General features: G+C 71.1%; 21 protein-coding genes. 6 read left to right on the top strand and 15 right to left on the bottom strand.

Translation table 11 applies throughout. From position 1 onward, the window contains the following. Nucleotides 1-169: 169 nt before the first annotated feature. Both fxsBH and fxsA read right to left on the bottom strand, forming a co-directional pair. The gene (fxsBH, locus tag OG538_RS28950; protein WP_406098388.1) at nt 170-2,416 is read right to left on the bottom strand and encodes a radical SAM/SPASM protein FxsBH, inactivated beta-hydroxylase extension form; all 2,247 of its coding nucleotides are present in this window, start codon (nt 2,414-2,416) and stop codon (nt 170-172) included. 74 nt (nt 2,417-2,490) lie between these two features. Continuing rightward, on the bottom strand, nt 2,491-2,658 hold the full coding sequence (gene fxsA, locus OG538_RS28945; RefSeq protein ID WP_406098387.1) for an FxSxx-COOH cyclophane-containing RiPP peptide: 168 nt from the start codon (nt 2,656-2,658) through the stop codon (nt 2,491-2,493). 226 nt (nt 2,659-2,884) lie between these two features. On the opposite strand from fxsA, the gene OG538_RS28940 reads away from it, so the two are divergent. Further along, a complete protein-coding gene (locus OG538_RS28940; protein ID WP_406098386.1) occupies nt 2,885-3,811 on the top strand; it encodes a DUF4231 domain-containing protein in 927 nt (308 codons plus the stop codon). Between the two features lie 72 nt (nt 3,812-3,883). Here the strand turns inward: OG538_RS28940 and OG538_RS28935 are convergent, their stop codons facing one another. The 8 genes from OG538_RS28935 to OG538_RS28900 form a co-directional block, all read right to left on the bottom strand. Beyond that, nucleotides 3,884-4,363 (bottom strand): hypothetical protein, encoded by a 480-nt coding sequence (locus tag OG538_RS28935; RefSeq protein ID WP_406098385.1) that lies wholly within the window; start codon nt 4,361-4,363, stop codon nt 3,884-3,886. Nucleotides 4,364-4,596: 233 nt separating this feature from the next. Beyond that, nucleotides 4,597-5,496: a S1 family peptidase gene (locus tag OG538_RS28930; RefSeq protein ID WP_406098384.1), complete on the bottom strand. Its 900-nt coding sequence runs from the start codon at nt 5,494-5,496 to the stop codon at nt 4,597-4,599. A 259-nt stretch (nt 5,497-5,755) separates the two neighbouring features. Further along, nucleotides 5,756-6,556, bottom strand: a complete 801-nt coding sequence (locus OG538_RS28925) for a DUF1684 domain-containing protein (RefSeq protein WP_406098383.1) — start codon at nt 6,554-6,556, stop codon at nt 5,756-5,758. A gap of 4 nt (nt 6,557-6,560) precedes the next feature. Then, nucleotides 6,561-7,862 (bottom strand): NtaA/DmoA family FMN-dependent monooxygenase, encoded by a 1,302-nt coding sequence (locus OG538_RS28920; RefSeq protein WP_406098382.1) that lies wholly within the window; start codon nt 7,860-7,862, stop codon nt 6,561-6,563. Next, nucleotides 7,859-8,926: an LLM class flavin-dependent oxidoreductase gene (locus OG538_RS28915; RefSeq protein ID WP_406098381.1), complete on the bottom strand. Its 1,068-nt coding sequence runs from the start codon at nt 8,924-8,926 to the stop codon at nt 7,859-7,861. Before OG538_RS28915 ends, OG538_RS28920 begins: the two co-directional genes overlap by 4 nt. 83 nt (nt 8,927-9,009) lie before the next feature. Beyond that, nucleotides 9,010-9,762, bottom strand: coding sequence for an amino acid ABC transporter ATP-binding protein (locus OG538_RS28910; RefSeq protein WP_406100358.1), 753 nt, complete (start codon nt 9,760-9,762; stop codon nt 9,010-9,012). Nucleotides 9,763-9,868: 106 nt separating this feature from the next. Then, nucleotides 9,869-11,713, bottom strand: a complete 1,845-nt coding sequence (locus tag OG538_RS28905; protein ID WP_406098380.1) for an FAD/NAD(P)-binding protein — start codon at nt 11,711-11,713, stop codon at nt 9,869-9,871. Next, nucleotides 11,710-12,576, bottom strand: coding sequence for an amino acid ABC transporter permease (locus OG538_RS28900; RefSeq protein WP_406098379.1), 867 nt, complete (start codon nt 12,574-12,576; stop codon nt 11,710-11,712). The genes OG538_RS28905 and OG538_RS28900 overlap by 4 nt, the downstream gene beginning before the upstream one ends. 486 nt (nt 12,577-13,062) lie before the next feature. On the opposite strand from OG538_RS28900, the gene OG538_RS28895 reads away from it, so the two are divergent. Next, entirely contained in the window at nt 13,063-14,004 is a 942-nt protein-coding gene (locus OG538_RS28895; protein WP_406098378.1) for an ABC transporter substrate-binding protein, read from the top strand. 7 nt (nt 14,005-14,011) lie between these two features. Here the strand turns inward: OG538_RS28895 and OG538_RS28890 are convergent, their stop codons facing one another. Then, nucleotides 14,012-15,250 (bottom strand): DUF5685 family protein, encoded by a 1,239-nt coding sequence (locus tag OG538_RS28890; protein ID WP_406100357.1) that lies wholly within the window; start codon nt 15,248-15,250, stop codon nt 14,012-14,014. Nucleotides 15,251-15,558: 308 nt separating this feature from the next. On the opposite strand from OG538_RS28890, the gene OG538_RS28885 reads away from it, so the two are divergent. After that, nucleotides 15,559-16,002 (top strand): cell division protein SepF, encoded by a 444-nt coding sequence (locus tag OG538_RS28885; RefSeq protein ID WP_326735374.1) that lies wholly within the window; start codon nt 15,559-15,561, stop codon nt 16,000-16,002. Between the two features lie 40 nt (nt 16,003-16,042). On the opposite strand, the gene OG538_RS28880 is transcribed toward OG538_RS28885, so the two are convergent. Together OG538_RS28880 and OG538_RS28875 are read right to left on the bottom strand one after the other, a co-directional pair. Beyond that, nucleotides 16,043-17,254: an acyl-CoA dehydrogenase family protein gene (locus OG538_RS28880; protein ID WP_406098377.1), complete on the bottom strand. Its 1,212-nt coding sequence runs from the start codon at nt 17,252-17,254 to the stop codon at nt 16,043-16,045. A 94-nt stretch (nt 17,255-17,348) separates the two neighbouring features. Further along, a complete protein-coding gene (locus OG538_RS28875; protein ID WP_406098376.1) occupies nt 17,349-19,088 on the bottom strand; it encodes an MFS transporter in 1,740 nt (579 codons plus the stop codon). Between the two features lie 554 nt (nt 19,089-19,642). Here OG538_RS28875 and OG538_RS28870 point away from each other — a divergent pair. Continuing rightward, complete coding sequence (locus tag OG538_RS28870) at nt 19,643-20,704, top strand: phosphatase PAP2 family protein (protein WP_406098375.1); 1,062 nt, start codon at nt 19,643-19,645, stop codon at nt 20,702-20,704. A 119-nt stretch (nt 20,705-20,823) separates the two neighbouring features. Here the strand turns inward: OG538_RS28870 and OG538_RS28865 are convergent, their stop codons facing one another. After that, nucleotides 20,824-21,039 (bottom strand): I78 family peptidase inhibitor, encoded by a 216-nt coding sequence (locus OG538_RS28865; protein WP_406098374.1) that lies wholly within the window; start codon nt 21,037-21,039, stop codon nt 20,824-20,826. Between the two features lie 676 nt (nt 21,040-21,715). On the opposite strand from OG538_RS28865, the gene OG538_RS28860 reads away from it, so the two are divergent. Both OG538_RS28860 and OG538_RS28855 read left to right on the top strand, forming a co-directional pair. Further along, complete coding sequence (locus OG538_RS28860; RefSeq protein ID WP_406098373.1) at nt 21,716-22,498, top strand: hypothetical protein; 783 nt, start codon at nt 21,716-21,718, stop codon at nt 22,496-22,498. A 137-nt stretch (nt 22,499-22,635) separates the two neighbouring features. After that, nucleotides 22,636-22,986, top strand: coding sequence for a hypothetical protein (locus tag OG538_RS28855; protein WP_406098372.1), 351 nt, complete (start codon nt 22,636-22,638; stop codon nt 22,984-22,986). Nucleotides 22,987-23,171: 185 nt separating this feature from the next. Here the strand turns inward: OG538_RS28855 and der are convergent, their stop codons facing one another. Continuing rightward, nucleotides 23,172-24,641, bottom strand: a complete 1,470-nt coding sequence (der, locus tag OG538_RS28850) for a ribosome biogenesis GTPase Der (protein ID WP_406098371.1) — start codon at nt 24,639-24,641, stop codon at nt 23,172-23,174. Nucleotides 24,642-24,685: the final 44 nt, after the last annotated feature.

Below are 24,685 nucleotides of genomic sequence, written 5' to 3'. Positions count from 1 at the left end.
CGGAGCGGACCTTGCTCCACCCCCATGACGTTCGGTCAATCAACGCCACTTTTCAGTCATCTGTTCCCGGGTCCCGTCGATCACACTCCTGTGCGCATGCGGTCTGCGACCTTCCTCCCGGTTGTCCCGAGCCCGCAACCGACTTCCCCGTCGAACCGGAATTCTGGATTCAGAATTCCTTTCGCATCAGAGCCACCAGCCGTTTCCCCCCGACGGTGAGTTCGGCCGCCCCTTCGAGCGTGTCGAGCGCCTGCGGCACACCGTCCCGGTATCGGGGATCGAATGCCGCAAGCGCCAGCCGTTCATGGACGTCGGCCAGCAGACGGGAAAACGGAACCAATTCTTCCCGCCAGGGCATTCGATGTTCCCAGGAGCCGTCCGCCGCGTAAAGATCCGTGACGTCCACAAGTGCCCGGAATTTTGCCCGCCGCACTCCCCGCAGGAGCGCCGGCGCCAGCGTGCCGGCGTCCTCGTCCGCCCCGATGCCGAGCGCTCCGTATCCATGCCGCCCCACCGAGGGCTCGCCCGGTGCCACGCCGGTGAGCGGGGTGAACGTGAGCGGACCGTCGAGCGACCCCGCACCGTGGGCGGGGGCCCGCTCCTCGATCAGCGCCCAGGCCTCGGAGAGTGCGGCGCCCAGCCGGCCTGCCGCCACCGCGTCGAGCGTGGCCGCGGCGGGTGCGCCGAAGCAGTCCCGGTACGGGTCGAGATCGTCGATCACGAAACTGTGGCCGGGGGACGGGCCGCCGGGCAGGGCGAACCCGCGCACCGGCAGCCAGCCGGGCTCCGGTTCGGACCTTCGCCGGATCCGCCGCTCGGCCGGTCCGGTGGCGGTCCCGGCCAGGAACCCGTCCCCCGCCGCGCGCAGCAGCACGGTGCCACGCTCCCCCGGGCCGGCGACCGTCAGCCGGCCCAGGGTGGGCAGGACGAGCCCGCCGTCCCGGTAGGGCGCCGGCACACGCAGGTCGAGGCCGGCCCGCACGGCAGCCGCGGCAAGAAGGGTCTGCAGTCCGTCCGCGGCGCCGGAGGCCGCCTCCGGCCGGTGCTCGTGCAGGGCGTCCAGCGCGTCGAGCAGCCAGGTACGCGTGTACGGATGGGCGAGTACGCCGTCCAGCCCCCGGGCCCCCTCCTCCGAGCTCTCCAGCACGGATGCCAGCTCCCACGCCCGCGCCCACCGCTCGCCGCCCATGCCGTCCAGGTCGGCGTGCAGCCGTGCCAGCAGGGTTCGGGTGAGGTCCTCCTGGGCCACGAGCAGTTCGGCCGGATCCGCCACCTCGGGCGCCACGGTGTCCGCGGGCGTACGGGCCTCGATGCCGCGCACCAGGGCGGTGAGGTCGTGGCAGTACACGGAGGGGTTGTCGAATCCTTCGCCGGCGGAGGCGGAGTCGTAGCGGTGCGTGTACAGGCCTCCCCCGCACGAACGTACGACCGGGCAACGGCGGCAGGTCTCGCTGACGCCCTCCAGGCCGAGCTGCCTGGCCCGTACCCCGGGGTGGGCCGCGACCTCGTCGAAGGTGTGCGCGAAGACGTCGAATCCGGTGGCGGCAGCGCCCTCGTACGCACTCTTCAGCGAATCGACCTGCTCCAGCCGGCCGTCGGTCTCGACGACGACGAGGTCGGTCGGTGCGAGGCCGAGCGACTCGGTCAGGCTGGGGCCGCCGTTGAGCGTGGAGGCGACCGAGGAGAAGATCCGCACGGGCACCGGGCGCCCCTGCTCCTGCCAGCGGTCGAAGACCGCGAGGAGCCAGTCGGCGTAGGCGGTGGGCGAACCGTCCGGCCGCGGCGGCGGGTCGTCCCAGGTGGCGTGGGGCAGCAGGAAGTCGATGAGCGGCGGTTCGAGCTCCGTGAGCGCGTCGAGTACGGCGACCGGGTCGTTCTCGATGTCGATGGTGCACAGGAGGCCGAGGTTGAGATGGCGGTAACGCTCCTGCTGGAGCAGCTCGACGGCTTTGAGCACCAGGGGGTGGCTGCTGCGCCCGTCGGCGAAGCGGCGGTGCCGGTCGTTGGCCGCGCGGTCGCCGTCGAGGGAGATCCCCACCTTGACGTCGTACTCGCTGAAGAGGTCGAGATAGCGCGGGCTGAGCTGCAGACCGTTCGTGTGGATACGGAGGTCGAGTGCGGCGATGCCGTCGAAGGCGGAGGTCAGCTCTTCGCAGATGCGCCGCAGCCGGGCGGGGCCGGCCAGCAGAGGCTCCCCTCCGTGCAGGATTACTGACACGGAGGGCAGTGCGTGTGTCTTGGCATGCTCAGCCAAGCGCTGAGCAGTCCGGAAAATGACGTCGTCAGAGATTGTTTTCGGACGGGTTCGCCAGCTCTGATCGGCATGTTCGTAGACATAGCAATGGTCACAGGCAAGATCACACCTGCTGTGAACCTTGAGGACTACTTCGCGGAAAGGGACCAGGGGTCCTGTCATTCCACCAGTCTAGCCAGCCCGGAAGGGTGATCCGGCAGACCGGCCGTCCCGGAGGAGTGATCCGTAATGCGGGATCAGAGGGAGGAGTTGAAGGTGGATGACTGGCTGGGGCGACCGGCGGAGGCAACATGCACCCGACCGAGCTTCCTGGCTGCTTCGCCACCACGCGCGTCGATCGCGGCAAGCGGCACACGGCTCTTCTTCGCGACGGCGAAGGAGAGGGAGGATTCAGTGGTCTTCACGGCCGTCCTTGAGGGGATTCGTTCCGATGGAATGGTTCCGGACAGGAAACCAGCGTTGGCACCTGCACCATTGCAGTGTCCGGCGGCACGACTCTACTCTCATGCAACCGAGGACGCCCACTTCGAAGACCACGTGAAGAAGAGCGTCGAACGGGATCGGCCGCGATCAAGCGGAACTATAGGTTCCACCATCGGGGTGACGACATAACCGCAGACGGGAGTGAACATGACGGCGATTCCCGGACCACTGCAGAGCATGGTCTTCAGGAACGCTGATCTGCCGGAGCTCTTTCACCACACGGACGCCATTGCGATCGCCCGCCAGCGGGAGGCCGTGAATACCACACGGTGGCAGCTCGTCCTGCTCGTCGCGGGCACGGTTCCGGCCGCACTGCCCTGGCACGCGGAGGTGGCGGGCACACTCCAACTCACGGACTGCGCGGCAGCGTTGGCCTACCTCGGCGTCCTGGTCGCCACCTACCTCACCTCGCGACGGAAAGCCAAGTCGCATTGGCAGCTCAATCGCTCCGCGGCAGAGTTCATCAAATCGATGTGCTGGCGTTACTCCGTGCATGGCTCACCTTTCGATACCGGCACACAGCATCCCGAAGCGGTGTTCGCCAACCGGCTCGAAGAGGGGCTGCAGGAGCTCCGCAAGGTGGGCTGGTCCGACCCCCGGGACCGGACGGCCGATTCCGGCGGAATCATCACCGATTCCATGCGCGCATTACGGGACAAGGCATTCACCGTGCGCAAGGAAACCTATGTGCGTGACCGGCTGATCGAGCAGCGGAGCTGGTACCGCAGGCGCCAGGAGGTGTCCCGGCGGGCCACCCTGTTCTGGTCGACGGCCATCGCCACGCTGACGGCGCTCGCTCTGCTCCTCGCCCTCTTCAGGGCTTTCTCGGTCGGCCAGTCCTTCGCACTGAGCGGAGTGCTCTCCGCCGCGGCCGCCGCCTGTCTCGCCTGGTGCGAGATGCGCCGCCACCATCCGCTGATCTCGGCGCACTCCCTGGTGGAGAAGGATCTGGAGTCGATGCAGATAGCGATGGAGACGACGCTGAACGAGCGCCAGTGGCCACGGGCGGTGTTCGAGACCGAGCGCATCGTCTCGCCCCAGCACACCGACTGGCTCGCCCGGCACCAGATGTGACTGCCGCTGCCCCGCAGCCGGGCAGGTGAGGACGGGCCGCGCATGCGCCGCCCGTCGGCGACATGACGGCGGTCAGCTCCGCTCGACGCCCTCGCGCCAGATCACCGTGACCGGGCGGCCGAGCCCCCGGGCGTACGTCACGATGTCCCCCGTGCCGCCGAGCCCGCGGGCGGGGAGGCCGTCCCACACGGCGAGCAACCGGTCGCAGTGATCGGCGATGTAGGCGCCGGCCGCGTAGTACGCCTCGTCGGTGGAGTGCGGGTAGTCCAGCCTGACCTCCCGCACGGCGCGCGCCTTGAGTGCCCGGTAGCGGGCCAGTTCGGCTCCGTCGGCGAAACACGCCTCGTAGTCGCCGCTGGGGATGACCGCGGTCAGCTGGGCGCCGTGGGCGAGGGCGAGGTCGGCGAAGAGCTGGTCGGCCCCGACGGCCAGGCTGGACAGTGCCTCCACCGAGCCGTCACATCCGCGGAACGCGGCTCGCATCGACGCCAGTACATGGTCGTGTGCTTCCTGCGGAATGCTGCGGTGACCGGTCACTCCGATGCGTTTCACGGACCTGGAACCCCCTGGGGTGTCTGCCGGGGGGGGTCCCCGGAGGGCGTCCCTCCGGGAGGCACAGCGTCCGCCCCCGTTGCTCCTGCGTGACCGTCCTGTGCCACATCCTCTCAAAAGCCGCGGTGTCAGCGGGAGCCCCCGCCCGCAATTCGGGCGAGGGCTCGACGTGTTCGACAGGCGCTTTCGAGGGAAGGGCCGGTTCCGGGGGACAGAACCGGCCACCCTGCGCGTCAGAAGACGCTGACGCCGTACGCGCTGAGTGCTTCGGTGACCGGCTGGAAGAACGTCGTCCCACCGGAGCTGCAGTTGCCACTGCCGCCCGAGGTGAGCCCTATCGCCTTGGAGCCGGAGTAGAGCGGACCGCCGGAGTCGCCGGGCTCCGCACACACGTTCGTCTTGATCATGCCGTAGACGATGTCCCCGTTGCCGTAGTTGACCGTGGCGTTGAGCGCGGAGACGGTGCCGCTGTGGATGCCGGTGGTGGAGCCGCGGCGGGTGACGGACATCCCGACCGTGGCGTTGGCCGCGCTGGTGATGTCGACGCTGCCGACAGTGCCGGCGTGGGCGACGGATGCGTTGTCGTACCGGACCAGACCGTAGTCATTGGTCGGGAAGCTGGACCCCACCGTCGGGCCTATGTAGGTGGTGTTCGAGGAGTTGGTGTACCAGGGAGGGTTGCCGTCGGTGCAGTGACCGGCGGTCAGGAAGTAGTACGTGCTGCCGCTGCGGACGTTGAATCCGAGGGAGCAGCGCCAGCCGGGCGCGTAGATCGCGTCACCGCCGGAGAGCAGCTTGCTGAACTTCCCCGATGTGCGCTCGATGCGCAGGGCGCCCGCGTTGACGCCCGCGGAGTCCTTGATCTGCTGGATCTCCGAGGCGGAGACCGTGCTGTCGGCCGTGACCACGAGCTTCTTCGTCACGGGGTCGATGTTCCAGGCAGTACCGGCCACGTCGGCGCCGAGGACGGCGTCACTCGCGGCGGAGAGCTGGTTCGCGCTGTACGTTCCGGTGGAGCTGGCCTGTGCGCTGGGGACGGCGAGTGCGGCGACCGCGATGAGACCTGCGGCGATGGCGACGGCCCTGGTGCGTCTCGCGGTACCGCCGAGGGGGGTGGTGCGCTTGATCCTCACTTGTTTCCTCCCGAGGGGAGTCGGGGGTCCGCCCGTGGGGTGGTCGGACCCGTGAGGCGCAGTCATGGGCGCGGCCGTCCGTATTCCGGATATGCCGTGCCCCTGACAAGCGCTGCTCGGGAGTATTCAAGGCGTCAACTTCTGGCGCAAGAGCGCCTTTTGGCCTGAGCTTGCGGGACTTCACGCTTCCGCGGTGCGGCGTCCGGCCCCGGCGGGTGACGCTCTGCCGGAGCCGGACGCGTGGGGCGGAAGCGCGGATTCAGCCGTCGGTGCGGTTGCGCTCCCCGGCCTCGACGGCGACGGGGAGGGTGTTGCCCGGCGGCGGGAAGGGGCAGATGAAGTGGTCCGCGAAGGCGCAGGGCGGCAGCAGCGCACGGTTGAGGTCGACGGTCACCGAGCCGTCCCCCGCCGGGGCGGCGGGCCGCAGGAAGCGGAAGCGGTAACTGGTGTCCCCGCTGGTGGCGTCGGCGAAGACCGCCCAGAGCGAGCCGTCGCTCTCCACGGCGACCTGGAGGGTGTGCTCCACACCGTCGAGCGCGAAGGCGATCTCCCCGGCCAGCCCCAGCCCGCGCTCGACACCGTCGGCGTTCTCGACCCGGACGGTGCGCGAGGTCTCGTACGGACGGAAGCGGCCCGGAACGGCCCAGCGCGGGTCGTACGGCGTGGCCTCGATGGCGCGGAAGGCTCGGCGAGCCGCGGAGTCCGGATCGAAGTCCCGTACGGCCCACAGTCCTTCGCGGCTCAGCACCACGAGCCTGCGCCCACCGTGTGCCACCCGGGAGCCGTCGATCGGGCCGCGGTCGGCGCCGAGCCGGACCTGGCCGGTGAACGGCTTCCCGTCGACGCTCAGGCCGTCCTCGGGACCGGCGGTGAGCACCACCTCCTCGCCGTCCTCCCGCCAGTGCCCCGGGACGGCTGGAATTCGGCCTTCCGGGTAGTCGGAGAGCCAGTGGGTTCCGGTGAGGGAGAGCGGCCCGTACGGAGCGGCGACCGCGGCGGTCCGCTCCTGGTGCCAGTCGTTCCAGTCCCGCGCTGCCTGCTGCTGTGCGTCCGTGCTCATGTGGTCAACCTTTCCATACCGGCTCGGCGAGCCCGAGGTGCGACCGCAGCGTGGAGCCGGTGTACGCGGTGCGGAACACCCCCCGTTCCTGGAGGAGCGGGACGACCCGGTCGACGAAGTCGTCGAGGCCGCCGGGGGTGAGGTGGGGAACGAGGACGAACCCGTCGGCGGCTCCCGTGGCGACGCGTTCGGCCATCTCCGCCGCCACGGTCCGCGGGCTGCCGACGAACGGCTGACGGCCCGTCGTCGCGATGACCGTCTGCCGGATGGACAGGCCCCTCTCCCGGGACAGCTCGCGCCAGTGCGCAGCAACCGCGAGGGGGTCGCCGTACCTGGCCCGGCGCCCGCTGGACGCCGGGCCGGGATCCGGGTCGCACTCGGGCAGCGGCCCGTCGGGATCGTACGCGGAGAGGTCGCGGCCCCAGACCTGTTCCAGGGCCAGGATCGCGTGCTGCGGCGAGACCTGCTGGAGGCGGATTCCGGCCGCCCGCTCCCGCGCCTCCGCGTCGCTGTCGCCCAGCACCACACCGACGCTGAGCATGATCTTCAGGTCGTCGGGCTCCCTGCCGTACTTCGCGAGCCTCCCCTTGACATCGGCGCAGAAGGCGCGGCCCGCCTCCGCGGTGGCGTGCCGGGTGAAGACGACGTCGGCGGCGGACGCGGCGAACTCGCGGCCCTCCGGGGAGTCCCCCGCCTGGATGACGACGGGGTGCCCCTGCGGGGAGCGCGGGACGGTGAACTCGCCCTCCACGCAGAAGTGCCGGCCGTGGTGGGCGAAGGGTCGCGGAGTGCCGTCGGGGCTCCAGGAGTCCCACAGCTCTCGGGCGGTGGCGACGAACTCGGCGGCGCGCGCGTACCGGCCGGCCCCATCGAGGCCGCCGCCGCGCCGGAAGTTCTCACCGGTGAGGGTGTCGGACGAGGTGACGACGTGCCAGGCGGCCCGGCCGGCACTGAGGTGGTCGAGGGTGGCGAACCGGCGGGCCAGCTCGTAGGGCTCGTTGAAGGTGGCACTGACGGTGGCGGCGAGGCCGAGCCGGTCGGTGACGGCGGCCAGCGCGGCGAGCACGGTCAGGGACTCGGGCCGGCCGGCGACGTCCAGGTCGTGGATGAGGCCGTGGCGCTCACGCAGCCGCAACCCCTCGGCGAGGAAGAAGAAGTCGAACAGCCCTTGCTCGGCCGTTCGTGCGAGGTGTTCGAAGGAGGAGAACGCGATCTGGCTTCCCGCGCGCGGGTCGTTCCAGACGGTCGTGTTGTTCACACCCGGGAAGTGCGCGGCGAGATGCAGTTGTTTCGGGGCGGCCGTCATACCCGTTCTCCTTGGCGGGCGTACCGGTTGGCCGGGCGTGCCAGACCCAGGTGCTCGCGGAGGGTGCCGCCGGGACAGAAGGTGCGGAACAGGCTGCGGTGCTGGAGCAGGGCCACCGTGCCGTTGACGATCCGTTCGAGGTCACGCCCGGGGCTGATCGGCGTGAGGTGGAAGCCGTCGACGGCGCCGGCCCGGTGCCACTGGGTGATCAGGTCGGCGAGGTCGACCGGACCGCCGCGGTAGTACGTGCCGTGCCCGGCGAGCGGCGGTCCGCTCTCCAGCCCGGGTTCCGGGGCCGACTCGGCGTCGCCGAGGTCGACGCTGAGCGCGGCGAGCACCCGCAGCGTCCCGGGGTCGCGACCGTGGGCCGCCGCACGGCGGTGGACGTCGTCGCGGATGGCGGCGGCCCGTTCGGGGGTGCCCGCCCGTACGAGCACCACGTCGGCGTGGCGGGTGGCGGTCTCCCGCGCCGGGTCCGTCGTACCGTCGACGACCGTGACCGGGCGGCCCTGCGGGGGGCGGGGCACGACGGCTGGTCCGCGGACACTGAAGGCGGCGCCCTCGAAGGAGGCGTAGTGCAGCTTGTCGCGGTCGAGGAAGCGGCCGGTGGCGGCATCCCGGATCTCGGCGTCGTCCTCCCAGCTGTCGCAGAGAAGCGCTGCCACCTCGGCGGCCTCGCCGGCTTCCCGCCACAGTGCGGCGGCGGGCGCGGCCGGGCGGCGTCCGAACAGCCGGGCCTCGGCGGCCGTCGTCGACACGTCCACGCCCCAGCCGGCCCGGCCGCCGCTGATCCAGTCCAGCGTGGCCACGGCGGACGACACGTGGAAGGGCTCGGTGTGGGTGGTGGTGACGGTCGGGACGAGTCCGATCCGGCGGGTGTCCGGCGCGACCCGGGAGAGCACGGCGAGCGCGTCCGGCCCCGGCCGCGCGAAGGAGTCGCGGAGGGTGACGAAGTCGAGTGCCCCGCGCTCGGCGAGACGGGCGAGACCGGTGTAGTGAGCGGGGTCGTACCGGGGCGGGCCGCCGATCTCGGCGGCCAGGTGGAGGGGGCGGAGGTGAGACATGGCGGGCTCTTTCGAAGGGATGCGGAAGTGGCGTCGGAGCGCCCGGCTCGCGAGGTCCGGGGCGGGGCCGCAGTGCGGTGGTCTCACAGCACCTTGGAGAGGAAGGCACGGGTGCGTCGGTGGCGCGGCCGGTCGAGTACGTCGGCGGGCGGGCCCTGCTCCACGATCCGTCCCTCGTCCATGAAGACGACGGTGTCGGCGACCTCGCGGGCGAAGCCGATCTCGTGCGTGACCACGATCATCGTGGTGCCCTGTTCCGCGAGGTCCTTGATGACGTCCAGCACCTCGCCGACCAGTTCGGGGTCGAGCGCGGAGGTGGGCTCGTCGAAGAGCAGCAGTTTCGGTTCGAGGGCGAGGGCCCGGGCGATGGCGACGCGCTGCTGCTGGCCGCCGGAGAGCCGGCGCGGGTACTCCGTCGCCTTGCCGTCGAGTCCGACGCGGGCCAGGAGCCGGTGCGCGGTGGCGGCGGCCTGCTGCTTCGTACGGCCGAGCGCGGCCACCGGGGCCTCGGTGACGTTCTCCAGGACGGTGAGGTGGGGGAAGAGGTGAAAGTTCTGGAAGACGAAGCCGATCCGGGTGCGTCGGCGCAGGACCTCGCGTTCGGGGAGTTCGTAGAGCTTGTCGCCCTTCCTGCGGTAGCCGACGAAGTCCCCGTCCACCGTGATCGAGCCCCGGTCGGCCTTCTCCAGGTGGTTGACGGTGCGCAGCAGCGTGGACTTCCCGGACCCGGAGGGGCCGAGGATCACGGTCACCTCGCCGGGGCGTACGGACAGGTCGATGCCGCGCAGGACGTCGAGCGAGCCGAAGCTCTTGTGGACGCCGCGGATGTCGACCATGGGTGCGGCCGGTTCACGGGGTGCGGCGGCCCGTTCGCTGTGCGGGGGACGGCGGGTCGTCTTCATGGTGGTGTCCTCGGGCCGTTCGGATCGGGGTGCGCGCCGGTCAGCCATCGGCGTGGCCGAGCTCGCGCAGGAAGGTCAGGGCGGCGCGTGCGGTGGCGTCGTTCTGCCTGAAGGCCGGGCCGCCGGTGCGTGGCCGGGTGAAGGCGCCGCTCGTGCGGGCGGCGGTGTGCGGGCCGAGCGCGAAGCGGCGGGGGTGCGGGACGCCGTCGCGGTCCAGGACCCGGCCGTCGTCGGGATCGACGGCGAGCAGCCCGCCGGCGGTGGCGCCGGCCCCGTCGGCGTACAGCGTCCGGAGCAGGGTGCTGCGGGTGCGTCGCGGCGAGGGGTCGGGCAGCCGGGCCTCGACGAGGGCGCGGGCTTCGATCCGCTCCCCCGGCACCGTGGCGCCGGCCGCCCGGAACAGGCCCTGCTCCTCGTCGGTCTCGACCGTCGTTCCGGCGCCGAGGAACCGGACGACACCGGCCCGGGAGAGCGCGAGCAGTTGTCGCAGCCGGGGGCCGGGCGGCCCGGAGGCGAGGTAGCTGAAGAAGCCGTGCCACCAGTCCCCGACGTCGGGGAACCGGCTCAACTGGCCGTATACGGACAGCAGCCCGAGGAAGACGGCGAGGTCCTCGCTGTGGCCCGGGTCGTGCCGGCGTGCCAGGTCCGCGGTGATGTAGGCGCGCGTCGCTTCCTGGAAGGAGTCGGACGAGGCGTGGCGGACCCCCTCCAGCGGGTGGTCGAGCGCCGCCAGGTCGAGCCGGTCCGCGGGGTCGGGGACTGCCGCGGCGACCACCGCCCTCAGTTCGGCGCTGCCCGGGTCGGCGGCCGCGTACTTCTCCTCGAAGGCGGTCCAGTCGGCCGCGGTGCGCTCGGGGTGGGCGGCGAAAAGCCGGTGGTAGTGGGCGTAGCCGAGCTCTTTGTCGACATGCGGCCATACGTCGCGGCGGAAGTCGGGCGGCTCGGCTCGGCTCAGGAGCTCATCGGCCCGGTCGGGACCGAAGAAGCGCGGCAGCGGTGGCCGTTCACCGGGCCTGACGTATCCGATCTTGGAGTGGTACGGGACGCCGCGCCGCGATCCCACGTACAGGACGGGTTCCCTCCCGGAGGGCAGGTAGGTGCCGTTCTCGTACCGTCCGCCGCGGCCCTCGGTGAGCAGCACCATCAGGTCGATGAAGGCGAGTCCGAAGCCCCGGACGATGGCGGGTTCGCCCGCCGGGAGGGCGCTCAGGTCGCTGTCGGCGGTGAAGTCGGGCGGCAGGTGGACGAGGCCGTGCCGGTCCGCGAAGCGGGCCAGCCGCCGCTGTTCGTCGTCCGGCTCGGCGTCGAGGTGTCCGAGGGTGAGGACCACGAGGTCGGCGGTGAGCGGTTCGGCGCGGCCCTCCAGGTGGACGGACTGGGGGCCGCCGCGGGAGCCGGTGACGCGCAGGGCCCGCGCGCGGTGTTCGTGGACGGTGACGGTGGGCGGGAGCGCGGCCACCGACTGCTCGTACACCCAGCGCAGGTAGGCGCCCTGCAGCCGCCGGCTCGGGAAGTCCTCCCCGGTCAACGCGTCGATCTCGGCGCGGAGTCCGTGTTCGGCGGCGACATCCGGGCCGGGCTCGGTCCGTCCCTCGCGCACGTCGGCCGCCCAGGCGTGGAGCGCGGGCCCCGGTCTCACGGGGCCCTCCAGGCGGACGGTGTCGTCGGTGAACATGGTGACGTCCTCGGCCATGGAGTTCATCCACAGCAGCGGCGACTGCTCGTGCCGCCAGATCCGGCCGCCGCCGGGCGGGTACGGGTCGACGAGATGGATGTCCAGGGGGCGGCCGCCGTACAGCGAGGGGGCGTTGGCGGCGATGCGCTCGACGAGGCCGGTACCACGGGGTCCTGCTCCGATGACGGCCAGCGTCGGTACGGCGCTCACCGCGCGTCCCCGGTGCCGCGCGCGTAGTACCGCTCGACGTAGTGCTGGCCGATGCTGAGCAGCGAGGTCACGACGACGTACCAGAGAGTGGCGACCAGCAGCAGCGGGATGACCTGGTAGGTGCGGTGGTAGACGAGTTGCACCGAGTACAGCAGGTCCTGTACGGCGATGATGCTGACGATCGAGGTGCCCTTGAGGGTCCCGATCAGCATGTTTCCGGCGGGCGGCACAATGGAGCGCATCGCCTGCGGCAGCACGATCCGGTACAGCCGCCGCCACGGGCCGAGACCGAGCGACTGCGCGGCCTCCAGCTGTCCGCGTTCCACGGAGAGGATGCCGCCGCGCACCACCTCCGCCGCGTACGCGGCCTCATGGAGCGTGAGTCCGATGACGGCGACCGTGACGGGGCCGAGGAGATTCACCGTGCGGACACCGAGGATCTCCGGGTAGAGCGCCCCGATGTTGAACCAGAACAGCAGCTGGACCAGGATCGGGGTCGACCTGAAGAGCCACACGTATCCCCAGCCGACCGCCTGGAGAACGCGGTTGGCGGAGAGCCTGAGGACGGCGAGGAGCGTCCCCAGCGCGAAGCCGAGCACCATCACGAGCGCGGTGAGCCAGAGCGTGAGCCCGAGGCCGCGCAGCACCGCCGTGGTGGTGAAGTAGTCGCCCACGACGTCCCACTGGAAGGCGTCGTTGCGGATGACGGAGTTCAGTGCGAGGGCCAGCAGGATGATTACGGCGACGGCAGCCGTCCACTGGCCGGTCCGCCGTGCGGGGACGATCCGCAGCCGGTCGGCATCGTTGTCCTTGAGCGGCTCGGCGGGGAAGGCCGGCGGGAGGGTGTCTGTCTGTGCGGACATGCGAGGGCTCCGTGGATGCGGCGATCGAACACGGGCGCGCCCTCGGCACGGAACACAACGGTGGAACACGACGGGGCGGGCCCCTCAGCCCGATCCGCCTCCCGAGGTAAGCGCTGCACACGGCGGCTTGTCAACCCTGTCCATACTGTGAGCCGTACGTCTCAGGTCAGTTGACGGACCACCGGATGCCTGTTCCACTTGGGCCATGCATTCGCAGCAGTGGCTGGTCAAGCGCTCCCACATCGACTTCGGTCGCGTGTGGTCCTGTTCCTGTTGAGCCTTCGCCCTGCTCCGCCCCGCATTCCCGCTCGCGCCGTGACCGGCGTCTGAGCTCTTCTCCCTGCGTGCCCTCGCGTACACAACGCCGCACCCCTCCCCTCGCACCGGTCCTCCCGTCGTGTTCCGCCTTTCCTCCGCCCCGCCCGTGGGCCGTTGTGCGCTGCCCGGCGCCCGGCCACGGCCGATGAAACTGGAGAACCACTCCTGATGCCCCGTACCCGGCACACCGCTGCCTTCGTGCTGATCACCGCCGCCACGCTGACGCTGACCGCGTGCGGCTCCGGAGGTCCGGCGACCGCCCCGGCGGGCGCGGCCGGTCCCGCCGCCAGGGACGCCGTCCCGACCACCGATGTCGTGTCGGGGGTGAAGAAGGACGCGGCCGCGGCCGCCCTGCTGCCCGCGGGCGTCCGTTCCTCCGGCACCCTGAGCATCGCCTCCAGCGTCGGCTCCCCGCCCGGCGCGACCTATCTGGCGGACGGTACGACCCTGGCCGGCGCCGACATCGACTTCGGGGACGCCGTGGCCAAGGTCCTCGGGCTGAAGCCGGAGAGGGAAGTCGCCGCGTTCGAGGCGATCCTGCCCGCGCTCGGCAGCGGCAAGTACGAGGTGGGCACCGGCAACTTCGGTGTGACCGACGAACGCAGCCGGACGATCGACTTCGTCACCTACCTCAACGACGGCCAGGGCTTCGCGGTCCGCGACGACAGCGAACTGGCCGAGGTCACCGATCTCGCCCAGCTCTGCGGCCTGACCGTCGGCACCGCGGCGGGCACCACGTTCGAGGTGACGCTGGAGAAGAACCGGCACCTGTGCTCCGAGGCCGGCAAGGAGGCGTACGACGTGAAGACGTACTCCGACGCGTCGGCGGTCTGGACCTCACTGCAGCAGGGACGCACGGACGTGGTGATGTCGACCATCAACGGACTGCGCTACGCCGTGCGGCAACAGGAGGGGGTGCGATTCCTCAACGAGTTCAAGCGTCTCGACGTCGGCTTCGCCTTCAAGAAGGGCACACCGCTGGCGCCCGCCTTCCAGGCCGCGGTCAACCATCTCAAGGCGGACGGCACCTACGGCCGCATCCTGAAGAAGTGGGGAATCTCCGCCTCGGCCGTCGAGACCTCACAGATCTCGCCGCCCGAGATCAAGTGACGCGAGGTCAGCAGCTGCAGTCACACCCGCAGTCACAGCAGTCGCAGCCGTCGCAGCAATCTCCACAGTTGCTGCAGCAGTTACAGGCGTCAGAGCAGTCCCCGCAGTCGCACTGACTGCACAGCCCCTCGCGACGCTGCCGGCTCCATGGGTCGTCGAAGGTGCCGCAGCACATCTGACAGGTGCAGGCGAGCCCCGCCCACACGAGGCACCCCATGACGAGCCCCCGCCGGTCGCGCGGGGGCTCCGGCGGCTGCGGCGGCCCGAAGGGACCGGCGGGGCCCGTGGGTGCGTACGGATTGCCCGGGGGCGGTCCGAACGACCCCGCGGGCCGTCCTCCTGACGGATGGCCGGCTTCCGTCAGGAGCCCGCCGCCCCGGTGGGAGCAGACGTCCGTGGCGAATGCCCGGTCCACCGAGCGCCGCAGTTCGTGCGCCAGGAGCACATGCGCGAGCTTGTCGTCGGCGAATTCCGCGTCGCGCAGCGCCAGCCGTACCCCGCGCAGCGCGTCGTCGCACAGCCGCCGGGCCTCGGCGCGTGAGGTGCCGGTCGCCGTGAGCGGGTTCCAGGCACCCGACGCGGCGTCAGCTTCCTGGTCCTCCACGGCATCCAGCAGATGCGCGAGGCGTCCGAAGAGCCGCCCCGCCTCCGCGAGCGGCTCGGCGTTCTGCGGCTTGCCCGCGAGGACGGCGGTGTGTGCGAAGGCAGCCGCGGTGGCGGTCTCGGTGGGCTCGGTGACCGTCAGCAGCGGGGTGCCCGGCCCGGCGAGCAGTTCGATGCCGGTCTGCCGGTCGACGGCGTCGACGAGCAGCGCGGTGTCGAAGCCGAGCTGTGCGCCGGTGCGCGCCCCGGCCCTGTCCCAGCCCGCGGCGACCCTGCGCGCGGCCGCGGCCACCGGACGGCGCGCCAACAGGCCGTCCCGGTCCGCCACGTGGTCGCGGACCTTGGCTGAGGCCAGCACCAGCGAGACGGCCGCCGCGAGCCTGGCCCCCTCACCGCGCGCGACCGGGGCGGTGCGCATGGCGCGCAGCGGGCAGGGCCCGGCCGTCCGCCGCTGCCCGGGGGTGCGCGCGGTCTGAGCCTCCGTCAGGACCGAGACGATCAGACCGTCATAGTTCGTAACGATTCTGGCGAACTGCCCGTGATCGGAGCGAAGTGCCAGACAGAGTCCGCAGAGATGGGCCATCCACTCGGCCTTGAGCCCCTCGGACAAGCGGTGAGTGCAGGGCCTGACGATTCCGAACACGGCTATCCCCCGGTAGTCGTTCAGCTGTGCGGGGCGCTCGGGCGCCTGCGCGACGTGCATCGTATCGAGTGACCCGTTCACCCGTACGTCCCCCATGTCACCCATACGGACCGGAGGACCATATTTTCTTATCTCCAGGCCCCTTATGCAGGAGGAACCTTGACGAATCGCCACATCTTCTGCACCAGTACCGTCACGAATGCCCTGCGCGCCGCGTATCCCCTTGGCGCACGATCCGCATGATGGACGACCATAGGGATACGAAAGACATGCGGAACGCCAAGGAACCGCGGTGAGAGGAGGCGTCCATGGGATCGGTGCGCAAGGCGAGTGCCTGGCTGGGCCTCGTAGAGGACAACGACGAGCGGTACTACGACGACGACGAGTACGCCGAAGGTGCGCGAACCGGGACCGGTCAGGCCTGGGTGACCGATCCGCGGGTGCGGGTGGCCACGGAGACGGCCGAGGAGACCGGCCGCCGGATCGCCACCGTGACCCCGGACAGCTTCCGGGACGCCCGGAGCATCGGAGAGCTCTTCCGGGACGGCGTCCCGGTGATCATGAATCTCACGTCCATGGACTCCGCCGACGCCAAGCGCGTCGTGGACTTCGCCGCAGGACTGATCTTCGGGCTGCGCGGGTCGATCGACCGCGTGGCCACCCGGGTCTTCCTGCTGACCCCCGCCGACACCCAGGTCGTCAACGGCGAAGCCGCCGGCCGGCCGGCCGACGGCTTCTTCAACCAGAGCTGAGCGGGGCGCTCACCGGATCGGTCCGGCCGCCGTCCCGGCTCTACCGGAACGCGTCCAGACCGGTGAGCGCCTTGCCCAGCACCAGCTGGTGCATCTCCACGGTTCCTTCGTAGGTGAGCACCGACTCCAGATTCGTCGCGTGGCGCATCACCGGATACTCCAGCGAGATCCCGTTGGCGCCGAGGATCGTGCGCGAGGTGCGGCAGATCTCGATGGCCTCCCGCACATTGTTGAGCTTTCCGAAACTGACCTGCTCCGGACGGAGCCTGCCCACATCCATCCGGCGGCCGAGGTGGTGGGCGAGCAGGATGCCCTTGTGCAGTTCGACGGCCATGTCGGCGAGCTTGGCCTGGGTGAGCTGGAAACCGCCGATCGGCTTCCCGAACTGCTCACGCGTCCTCGCGTAGTCGACGGCTGCCTCGAAGCTGGACCGGGCGGCACCCATCGCTCCCCAGACGATGCCGTAGCGGGCATGACTGAGGCAGCTCAGCGGACCGCGCAGTCCGGTGACGTCCGGCAGCACTGCGCCGGCCGGCAGCCGTACCTCGTCGAGGATCAGCTCGCTGGTGACCGAGGCGCGCAGCGACCACTTGTGCCTGATCTCCGGTGCGGAGAAGCCGGGGGTATCGGTGGGCACCACGAATCCGCGGATGCCACTGCCCGCAGAGCCCTCGTCGGTCTGCGCCCAGACCACGGCGACCCCGGCGACCGAGCCGTTGGTGATCCACATCTTGCGGCCGCTGAGGACCCAGTCCTCGCCGTCGCGCTTGGCGTACGTCCGCATGCCGGCGGGGTCGGAGCCGTGGTCCGGTTCGGTGAGGCCGAAGCAGCCGATGATCTCTCCGGCCGCCATGCCGGGCAGCCACTGCTGCTTCTGCTCCTCGGATCCGAAGCGGTGGATGGCGTACATCGCGAGGGAACCCTGCACCGAGACGAGCGAGCGGATCCCCGAGTCGGCGGCCTCCAGCTCCAGGCAGGCCAGCCCGTACTGGACCGCGGTGGCCCCCGCGCAGCCATACCCCTGAAGGGACATGCCCAGCGCCCCGAGCGTACCGAGTTCGCGGGCCAGTTCGCGGATGCCGGGCAGCTCGCCGTTCTCGTACCACTCGGCGATGTGCGGCAGGACCCGGTCGGCGGCCCAGACCCGGACGGTGTCGCGGATCGCGAGATCCTCGGCGCCCAGGAGATCGTCGATGCCGATCGGGTCGCGGGGGTCGAAGGGCGGGAGTTTCGAGGACGGAGCGGTGGACATGAGGGGGTGCCTCCGGCGGCTCGCACGGTAACGATGTCGGTGGGGACGCCGAAAACTAGCAGTGTTAGTTACGGCGCCGTGCCGACGTTACGACTCAGTGTGCCGCGCGTCCAGAGCCCGTCGCCTCGGCAGGCGTGCGGCGCGCGGGCAGCCGAAGGAGCACCTCGGGGCGGTCCTGGACCGGCAGCTCGTGCGGGCCCCGGGGCTCGCCGGGACCCAGCGGCTCCTGCCCGTCCCGGGCGCCGGGCACCTCTCGGTCGTCCGCGGGCGTGCGGGGTTCACAGAGCAGCGGCGCGCACTCCATCACGCGCGGCAGCCTCAGCGCGGCGAGCGCCCCGAGCAGCAGCAGACCGGCACTGACCACCAGGGTGAGGTGCAGCCCGCCGACGAACGCGTCCCGGGCGGTGGCGCGCAGCACGGCTCCGAGCGGACCGCCCAGCTGGTCGGCGACCTGGTAGGCCTCGCCGAGCGAGTGCGAGGCGGCGGCGCCCGCGGAGGCGGGAACCCCTTCCGCGGGGAGCTTGGCCAGACCGGGGGCGTACGCGGCGTTCATCACGCTGCCGAGCAGCGCGATGCCCATGCCGGCGCCCAGCTGGTAGGAGGTCTCGCCTATCGCGGCCGCCCCGCCGGCCCGGTCGGCGGGCGCCTCACTGAGCATGGACTCGTACGCGCCGAAGAGCGTGGACTGCAGGCCGAAGCCCAGCACGACGAAGGACACGGTCAGCAGGCCGGGCCGGTCGTGCTGGCCCATCGCCGTCAGCATCAGCACCGCGGCCGCCGTCAGGACGAAGCCCCACCCGACCATCCGGCGCGGACCCACCCTGCGCAGGGTGTACGAGCCGGTGGCCCCCGCGGCCATGGCGGCGAAGGTGAGCGGCAGCAGTCGCAGACCGGTCTCCAGCGGACTGAGGTCCAGGACCAGCTGGAGGTACTGGACGGCGATCAGCTCCAGGCCGACCAGGGCCAGCATGGCGAGGACGATGCAGCCCACCGCGGTGGAGAAGGCGGGCCTGGCGAACATCCCGATGTCGATCAGCGGATGCGCCCGGCGCTTCTGACGGCGGACGAACGCGACCAGCAGCGCGGCCCCGGCCAGCAGCGGGACGAGCGTGCCGGGGACCAGCAGCCCCTCGCCGGTCCCGGCGCGCTTCACACCGAGGACGACGCCGAGGACACCGGCGGCCGCCATCAGGGCGCCGAACACGTCCCAGGGCCCGTCATTGCTGCCGCGTGACTCCGGAAGCAGCAGCCGGCCGACCGGCAGGATCAGAGCCATCAGCGGGATGTTGATCAGGAAGACCGAACCCCACCAGAAGTGTTCGACGAGGAAGCCGCCGATGACCGGGCCGGTGGCGGCGCCCACGGCGGCGACGGCGGACCACACGCCGATGGCCACGGCGCGTTCGCGGCGGTCGGGAAAGACCTGCCGGAGGATCGACAGGGTCGCCGGCATGATCATCGCGCCGCCGACGCCGAGCAGGGCGCGCGCCGCTATCAGCACGCCCGCACTGTCGGCCAGGGCCGCGACGGCGGAGGCGATCCCGAACAGCGCGTAGCCGAGCAACAGGATGCGCCGGCGGCCGACCCGGTCACCGAGCGTGCCGAAGAGGATCAGCAGGGACGCGCAGACCAGCGGGTAGACGTCCACGATCCACAGCAGACCGACGGCGCTGGGCCGCAGATCCTCGGTGACGGCGGGGACGGCGACGTGCAGCACGGTCGCGTCGAGTGCCACGAGCAGCAGGCTGAGGCAGAGAACGACCAGGACGACCCATCGATTGGCACCGTCGGCGGCTTCGCGCAGACGGATTCGGGCTGTGGTCGTCCCGGACATGCATCTACCTCCCAAAAGGTCCCTCGCGCTCGGCAGGCCCCCCGGGGCTTCAGCGTCCGCTGTCCCTCCGGGCCCGGCATCGACGGGCGAGTGATCCGTCAGCGTACGCGAGTTCGACGGGGCCGCACGTGGCCCATCTCATACCTGCCGACGCCGCCGAGTGTGTCGTACGCCACTGCGACCGCCCGCACCGGGTCCCCCCGAGGCACTACCCCGACCCGCGACAACCGGCTGTCCTGCCGTACGCACGACGGACGGGAGTGGCCACACAACCGCCCGAGCTCGCCCGCCGAAGGCGTCCAGTAACCGGACCGACACCGTCCGTTCGGCTCCGCGGGTGCCCGCGAGAAAATCACTTCGCCATCCGGTGCGCTTTTCCGTCAATAGCCGAATGCACTTACGGAATACCTGCCGAATAAATGGAACAGGGCGAGCCCCGACTCACCGGACTCCCGGAAAAATGAGCCGCACTGAGACATAGTCCACATCACATCGTCATCACAAAGCGGCCGGATCGACCGGGTCACCCACTCACTCGCTGTAACGTCGATTGGGTGCGTACCGACATCTTTGCCCGTCTGGACCGGGAGCCGGAGCCGCCGAAGATAGAGACACCGCGGATGAGCCGTCACCGCATCGCTCTCTTCGGCGGGACGTTGGCGTTCTATCTGGCCATCGTCATTGCCGTGCTCATGTCGTCCTGGCTGGTGGCCCTGGACTGGAAGGTCATGCTCTTCCGGCCGTACCAGCAGTGGCCCGGCATCCACGCCTTCCTCGACTACTACGTCGTGCTCGGCCAGCGCGGGCCGACCGCCGTCATGGTCGCCTGCTGGCTGGGCTGGCGCTCCTGGCGGCAGCACACCCTGCGGCCGCTGCTGACGCTGGGCGCCTCGCTGCTGCTGCTCAATGTGACGGTGGGCGCGGTCAAGATCGGCCTCGGCCGGCTCGGCCCGCACTACGCGACCCAGATCGGATCGGCGGAACTCTTCGCCGGCGGCGATATATTTCCGTCCGGGCACACGGCCAATGCCGTGGTGACCTGGGGAATCCTTGCCTACCTGGCTGCCACGCCACGCGCCAGGCGCTACCTGTCGGCCATGTCCGCGCTCGTCTCCCTCGGAGTCGGCCTGACCACGGTCTACCTCGGTACGCACTGGCTCAGCGACGTGGTCCTCGGGTGGGCGGCGGGGCTGCTGATCCTCCTGGGGCTGCCCTGGGTCGAGCCCCTGATCACCCGGGCCGAGAACTGGATCTTCGCGGCCCGCGAGTGGCTGAGCGCGCGCGGCAGGACGTCGGTACCGGCACCTGTCACGGCGGGTGCTCCCCGGCCCGCGCCGGCAGGTCTGCAGGCCACGGGCGAGTCAGCCCGGAGCACAGCCCGCGAGGCGTCCGGGACCGCTTCCTCGGCGACGTCCGGGGTGGGGGGCCACCAGACCACCGTGGTCGCGGCCAACGGCGGCCGTCCCCGGGCGCACACCGCACCGCCCGCGCACCCGGCCCACCCCGCACGCTCCGAGCGGAGCCCGGTCACCCCGGCCGGCAGCCGTCGCCCGCCGCACGCGGACCGCGCACCACGCGGCGGCGCCTCGCCGGCCAGGCCGGTGGCCGGCGGCTGACCCAGCGGAACGGGCGGGCCCTGTGCGCGTCGTCCGCCCCCGTGCATGGCTGAAGGCCCCGACCGGAGTCGGGGCCTTCAGTCATGCACGGGGGCGACGGCCGCGTCGGGACGGAGCCGTCAGCCGGTCCAGCAGCGCCGGACGACGCCGGCATCGACCTCGAAGTTGATGCGGCCGCTCTGGAACTCCATGGTGATGACCATGCCCGGCGGCAGGGCTCTGACGGTGTCCCAGCCGCGCTCCCGGGCCCGCCGCTCGGCGGTCTCGGCGGCAAGGCCGACGTAGGCGCCGGGGGTGTCGTCCGGCTGGGCGGAGGCGTTCGGTACAGGTGCCATGCCCTCCACCGTAGGCGGACCCGGGCAGCGGTGGAAGCCGGGGCGCCGCCCGGTCACACCGCATCCTCACGTACCTCGCCGGTCACGCTTGTGTCACAGGATCACCACACGTGTTCCCCCCGAAGTCATTCGTTCGGACGCATGATTCGGCACCGGACGCACAGTAATCACACAGCGCCGAAAATGATCACAGAAGCGGGCCGGAATGACCCGGAAAACAAGCGGAATAGCCACTACCGGGTGACGTCCATTTCGCTGCGTAATGACCGCGCCCAAATGAACACACCACCGGGAATTCACCCTTACTTATCGCACCCTTATCCGGAGGTGACGATATCCACACCATCCCACCACCGGGCCCCACCCCCACCCCCCTTCTGCCCGTATAGCGGACACCGGGAGCATGCGCATTTCCGGCCCACCGGGCGACACAGCACCGAGGGGAGCCGCGCCTCGGGGGCTCGGCAGGGCCCTCCGCCGCCACCGCCCCGGCCGGATGCCCAGGACGCGCACGGCATGTTTCGGCCTTCGGCATTTGTCCGGGTATCACCGAGCAGGCGCCCGTCGCGGTTCGATTCCGTTCCCCTTCCCGCGTGACCCCGACAGCGGCTCACCCGTTGTCTTCTTCATGAGCCGGGAACCGCCCGGCGCACGTACCGAGTTCGAGGAGCCACCCGTGCCGCGCATGCTCGACGTCAGCGAGGACGTACGCGCCGAGATCGGCGACGCCGAAGCCGACCGGCTGCTCGTCGGCGACAACGCCCCCGGCAGTTACGACTGCACCTCCTGCCGCACCCCCGGCGACTCCGAGCAGGAGCGCACCAGCACGGTGCTGTTCGTCGGCGACGAGACCGCCGTCCTCGCCTTCGCCCACGCGACCTGCATTCCCTCACAGGTGGTCCAGGTGGCCGAGGAGCAGCTCCAGGGGGCCGTGCGCAGCATCACCGGAAGCGAGCAGGAGGACCAGGGCCGACAGGCCCCCGAGCAGGCGGTGCTCGGCATCACCAGCGGCCTCGTCCTGATCGACGACGAACTCCACCCGGCCCTGGTCGTCGAGCCGACCGGGGCGATCGCCCGCCCCGGCACCGACGGCAGCGGCGGCGACGAGTTCCTCCAGTTGCTGCTGGAGCAGAGCTTCCGGCCGGTGCACCGGATGGACCAGGTCCCGGAGGTGCTGCACGGCTGGTCCATCCTGCTCGCCATGGGGCAGCTGCACGCGGTGCTCCAGCCGGGCACGGGCGGCGGCGCTCCGGTGGCCTGGTGGCAGGCCCACGCGCCCCTTCAGGTCACGGAGGGCTGGCGGACCGCGGCCAACAAGTCGCAGACCGTGCTGGTCTACGCGGCGCCGGCCGGCTCGATCGGTCAGCAGCCCCGCGAGGACCTGCTGCGCGATGCCCTGGAGAAGGCCGCGGCCCGCGGGTTGCTGGTCGCGGCGGCCATGCCGCTGGCCGGCACCTGATCATGTCCGGGCCCCCCGCGCGCCCGCGACGGAGCGCGATTTCTCCCGCGGGCCCGCATCCCACGGACGGCGGGGTCGTTGGCACATACGTGCACTCATACGACCCCTCCCACCAGCGTCCGAGCCCGATCCCTGCCATGCGTCCCGCGCAGGACCCATCGGGCGGCCCGTCCCACACCCCGATCTACGACGCGCTGTACTCCGAGTACCGCAGGTCGTTCAGGGCGCTGCCGGGTGATCGGAGCGGCGAGGAGAGTCTGGGTCTGCCGGGCTTCGGTGCCGGGCTGTTCGGCTCGCGCACCCCGCTGAGTGTCCATGCCGCGCACTCCGCGCAGGGTGGGGCAGGGAGCACCGCCGGCGGGACGGGCGGCCACGGGAGCGGCCCGAGCAGCCACACCGGCGGCCTCGGCTCGTGGCAGCGGGTGGGACGCCACGCGGGACGGGTCCAGCAGCCCGCGGCGCTGCCGCCGGGTTCACGGGAAGCCTGACTGCACGACGGAGCCCCGGACCGCTCGCTGAGCGAGCGGTCCGGGGCTCCGGTGCGTCCGGGGCTGTGCACGGCCGTCGGACTCCGGCGTCTCCGGGGGTTGGGTGCCCGTTGGCCCGAGGGCGTCCGGTGCGCCCGTTGATCGCCGTCCTGGCGCCTTCCGCACAGGACGGCGCCATCGGTCGCCTACTTGTTGCGGCCGCGCTTCTCGCGGACGCGCACCGAGATGTGGATCGGCGTGCCCTCGAAGCCGAACTCCTCGCGCAGCCGACGCTCGACGAAGCGACGGTAACCGTGCTCCAGGAAGCCGGAGGCGAAGAGCACGAAGCGCGGCGGCTTGGTACCCGCCTGGGTGCCGAAGAGGATGCGGGGCTGCTTGCCGCCCCGGATCGGGTGCGGGTGGGAGGCCACGATCTCGCCGAGGAAGGCATTCAGCCGACCCGTCGGGACACGGGTCTCCCAGCCGTCCAGCGCGGTCTCGATCGCCGGGACCAGCTTCTCCATGTGGCGGCCGGTGAGGGCCGAGACGTTGACCCGCGGGGCCCACGCGACCTGCGCGAGCTCCGTCTCGATCTCGCGCTCCAGGTAGTAGCGGCGCTCCTCGTCGAGGGTGTCCCACTTGTTGAAGGCGACGACGATCGCACGCCCGGCCTCGACCGCCATGGTGACGATGCGCTGGTCCTGGACGCTGATCGACTCGCTGGAGTCGATCAGGATCACGGCGACCTCCGCCTTCTCCACAGCGGCCGCGGTACGCAGCGAGGCGTAGTAGTCCGCGCCCTCCTGGAGGTGGACCCGGCGCCGGATACCGGCCGTGTCGATGAACTTCCAGGTGATGCCACCGAGGGTGATCAGCTCGTCGACCGGGTCTCGGGTGGTACCGGCCAGCTCGTTGACGACGACCCGGTCCTCGTTGGCCACCTTGTTGAGCAGCGAGGACTTGCCGACGTTCGGACGGCCGATCAGAGCGATGCGGCGCGGGCCGCCGACCGCCGTGCCGAAGGACTGGGCCGGCGCCTCTGGAAGCGCCTCCAGCACGGCGTCCAGCATGTCGCCGGTGCCGCGGCCGTGCAGCGAGGAGACGGGGTGCGGCTGGCCGAGGCCGAGCGACCAGAGGGCGGTGGCGTCCGCCTCGCCGCTCTGTCCGTCGACCTTGTTGGCGCAGAGCACGACGGGCTTGCCGGCCCGGCGCAGCAGCTTGACGACGGCCTCGTCGGTGTCGGTGGCACCGACGGTGGAGTCGACCACGAAGACGACCGCGTCGGCCGTCTCGATCGCGTACTCGGCCTGGGCGGCGACGGAGGCGTCCAGACCGAGGACGTCCTGCTCCCAGCCGCCGGTGTCGACGACCTTGAAGCGGCGGCCCGCCCATTCGGCCTCGTAGCTGACACGGTCACGGGTGACGCCGGGCTTGTCCTGGACGACGGCCTCGCGACGGCCGATGATCCGGTTCACCAGCGTCGACTTCCCGACGTTGGGACGGCCAACGACGGCGAGGATGGGAAGCGGTCCGTGACCGGCCTCACCAATGGCGCCCTCGACGTCCTCGGGGTCGAACCCCTCCTGCGCGGCGAGCTCCATGAACTCCGCGTACTCGGCATCGCCAAGCGCTCCGTGCTCGTGGTCCGAGCCGCCGGAGTGAATCTGGTCGTTCATGAAGTCCGTTCCTCTTTGCATCATCATCGATGGACCACGCAGCA

The organism is Streptomyces sp. NBC_01013 (genome assembly GCF_045162765.1).
Lineage (GTDB): Bacteria > Actinomycetota > Actinomycetes > Streptomycetales > Streptomycetaceae > Streptomyces.
This window is presented reverse-complemented; position numbering and strand designations above follow the sequence as displayed.